General features: G+C 62.4%; 4 protein-coding genes. All 4 read left to right on the top strand.

What is annotated here, in order from left to right; all coding sequences use genetic code 11:
* Positions 1-85: 85 nt before the first annotated feature.
* Genes ftsE through ACFE99_RS24460 form a run of 4 tightly spaced genes read left to right on the top strand, consistent with a single transcriptional unit; the run spans position 86 to position 3,008 of the window.
* The gene (gene ftsE / locus ACFE99_RS24475; RefSeq protein WP_375489390.1) at positions 86-775 is read left to right on the top strand and encodes a cell division ATP-binding protein FtsE; all 690 of its coding nucleotides are present in this window, start codon (positions 86-88) and stop codon (positions 773-775) included.
* Entirely contained in the window at positions 776-1,669 is an 894-nt protein-coding gene (ftsX, locus tag ACFE99_RS24470) for a permease-like cell division protein FtsX (protein WP_375489386.1), read from the top strand. It abuts the gene before it with no gap.
* Between the two features lie 2 nt (positions 1,670-1,671).
* On the top strand, positions 1,672-2,166 hold the full coding sequence (gene smpB / locus ACFE99_RS24465; RefSeq protein WP_375489384.1) for an SsrA-binding protein SmpB: 495 nt from the start codon (positions 1,672-1,674) through the stop codon (positions 2,164-2,166).
* Positions 2,163-3,008 carry an EamA family transporter gene (locus ACFE99_RS24460; RefSeq protein ID WP_375489388.1) on the top strand — a complete coding sequence of 282 codons (846 nt, stop codon included), beginning with the start codon at positions 2,163-2,165 and terminating at the stop codon, positions 3,006-3,008. The genes smpB and ACFE99_RS24460 overlap by 4 nt, the downstream gene beginning before the upstream one ends.
* Positions 3,009-3,051: the final 43 nt, after the last annotated feature.

The raw sequence follows: 3,051 nt of genomic DNA, 5'->3' as shown, positions 1-3,051 counted from the left end.
CCCGCACCCGGCCCAGGGCTGGCGCCTCTTCCGCTGCAGTGACCGCCGGGCGCGGTGCAACTCATCGCTACACTGGCGAGCCGTGATGATCACCCTTGACCACGTCAGCAAGCAGTACAAAGCGTCGGCGCGCCCGGCGCTGGATGACATCACCGTCAAAATCGACAAGGGTGAGTTCGTCTTCCTTATCGGCCCGTCTGGCTCCGGCAAGTCCACGTTCATGCGGCTACTGCTGGCGGAGGAGAAACCCACGACGGGCGACATTCGGGTCTCGAAATTTCACGTCAACGCATTGCCCGGCCGCCACATCCCGAGCCTGCGGCAGGTGATCGGATGTGTTTTCCAGGACTTCCGGCTCCTGCAGAAGAAGACGGTTTACGAAAACGTCGCGTTCGCCTTGGAGGTGATCGGCAAGCGCCGCGAGACGATCAACCGCGTGGTGCCCGACGTGCTGGAGATGGTCGGCCTCTCCGGCAAAGCCAACCGGCTGCCGAGCGAGCTGTCGGGAGGGGAGCAGCAGCGCGTCGCAATCGCCCGCGCCTTCGTCAACCGGCCGCTGGTGCTGCTGGCCGATGAACCCACCGGCAACCTGGACCCGGAGACCAGTAAGGACATCATGGATTTGCTGGAGCGGATCAACCGCACCGGAACCACCGTGGTGATGGCCACGCACGACCATCACATCGTGGACTCGATGCGCCAACGTGTCGTCGAACTGTCGCTGGGCAGGTTGGTGCGAGACGAACAGCGCGGCGTATACGGGATGGATCGCTAAGTGCGATTCAGCTTCCTGTTCAACGAAGTCGTTACTGGTCTTCGTCGCAACGTCACCATGACGATCGCCATGATTTTAACCACCGCCATCTCCATCGGTCTGTTCGGCGGCGGGCTGCTGGTGGTTCGGCTGGCCGAACACTCCCGCAGCATCTACCTAGACCGCGTCGAGACGCAGGTGTTTTTGAACAACGACGTCTCCGCCAACGATCCAACGTGTACCAGCCGGGCGTGTAAGGCGTTGCGCGAGAAGATCGAAGCGCGCAACGACGTCAGATCGGTGCGGTTTCTCAATCGAGATGACGCCTACGACGACGCGATCCGCAAGTTCCCGCAATACAAAGATGTGGCGGGCAAGGATTCCTTCCCGGCGTCGTTCATTGTGAAGCTGGAGAATCCGGAGCAGCACAAGGATTTTGACGCTGCCATGCAGGGCCAACCCGGTGTGCTTTCGGTGCTCAACCAAAAGGATCTGATCGACCGCCTGTTTGCTGTACTCGACGGTTTGAGTAGTGCTGCATTCGCGGTGGCTCTGGTACAGGCGATCGGCGCAGTATTGTTGATCGCCAACATGGTTCAAGTCGCCGCCTATACGCGGCGCACTGAAGTCGGCATCATGAGGCTGGTCGGCGCCAGCCGCTGGTACACCCAGTTGCCGTTTCTGCTGGAGGCGATGGTGGCGGCGAGCGTCGGCGTCATTATCGCGGTCATCGGCTTAATCGTGGTCCGCGCTTGGTTTTTGGACAACGCGCTAAGCCAGTTCTATCAAGCCAATCTGATAGCGCGGATAGACTACGCCGACATCCTTTACATCTCCCCGATCCTTTTCTTTGTGGGTGTGGCGATGGCCGGGCTGACGGCGTACGCCACGCTGCGGGTGTATGTGCGGCGGTAGCTATGGCGAAGAAATCCGGAGCCAAGGCAAGCGACGGCAGACAGATCATCGCCACCAACCGCAAAGCGCGGCATAACTATTCGATCCTCGAAGTCTTCGAGACGGGAATCGCACTGGTCGGCACGGAGGTGAAGAGCCTGCGGGAGGGGCATGCGTCTCTGGTCGACGCGTTCGCCACCATCGACAGCGGTGAAGTGTGGCTGCGCAACATGCATATTCCGGAGTATCACCACGGAAGCTGGACCAACCACGAGCCCCGACGCAACCGCAAGTTGTTGTTGCATCGCCGCCAAATCGACCATCTGGTCGGCAAGATCAGGGATGGTAACCTCGCGCTGGTGCCGCTGTCGGTGTACTTCTCCCAAGGAAAAGTCAAGGTGGAACTCGCACTGGCGCGCGGCAAGAGAGCGCACGACAAACGACAGGATATGGCGCGCCGTGACGCGCAACGAGAAGTGGTGCGAGAGTTGGGTCGACACGTAAAGGGCATGAGCTGATCGGGGCCGCGTATGCCCAGCTGTCCGCGGTCAGCTTCGGCGTCAGCGACTTTGCCGGCGGTATCGCCTCACGCCGGGTAGCCGCGCTTCGCGTGGTGCTGGTGTCATACCCGATTACCGGGCTGCTGCTGGGTGTGATGGCCGCAATCGTGGGCGGCCCCATCCACCCCGCCGCCGTGCTCTGGGGTGTGCTGGGTGGACTCAGCCAGGGCTTGGCCGCGTGGTGGTTCTACGCGGCGCTGGGATCCGGACCGATCTCCGTGGTGTCTCCGCTGGCGGCGGTGCTGGATGCCGCCATACCGGTCGGGATCGGGGTGGCATTTGGGGAGCGGCCAGGCGCACACGCCTTTATGGGCGTCCTGCTGGCCATGCTTGCGGTGACGTTGGTCAGCCGGGAAGCCACGGACGAGGACATCCGGCCGCACCGGTTCACCACCAAAGTGGCCTGGCTGACCATTGGCTCGGGGATCGCTTTCGGGCTCAACTTCGTCTTCATCCACCAAGCTCCGGCGGAATGCCGGCTCTGGCCGCTGGTCTTTGCGCGGATATCGGCGACCGTGTTGGTGCTCATGGTGGCGGCGACGACACGTCACCTACGGCTTCCGTCCGGAACACCGATGCGGCTCGCGGTGGCCGCCGCGTTGTTGGACACCTGCGCCAACATCACGATGCTGCTGGCGCTGCACGGTTCGCTGCTGTCGCTGGCCAGCGTGTTGATCTCGCTGTATCCCGCGGTGACCGTGGTGCTGGCCATCGTGGTGCTGCGGGAAAGGGTGACTCGGTGGCAAGCGGTCGGCATGGTGTTGGCCATGTTGTCGGTGACGATGATCGCCGCCAGCTGACTTCAGGTCGTGAGCGGCTTTCCGGCGGGCCCAGGGTTTGCCC

The sequence above is a fragment of the uncultured Mycobacterium sp. genome, assembly GCF_964249325.1.
Lineage (GTDB): Bacteria > Actinomycetota > Actinomycetes > Mycobacteriales > Mycobacteriaceae > Mycobacterium.
This window is presented reverse-complemented; position numbering and strand designations above follow the sequence as displayed.

Bases quoted from the DNA above. Each gene is read 5' to 3' on its own strand.
- ftsE (WP_375489390.1), top strand. From the start codon at position 86: ATGATCACCCTTGACCACGTCAGCAAGCAGTACAAAGCGTCGGCGCGC.
- smpB (WP_375489384.1), top strand. From the start codon at position 1,672: ATGGCGAAGAAATCCGGAGCCAAGGCAAGCGACGGCAGACAGATCATC.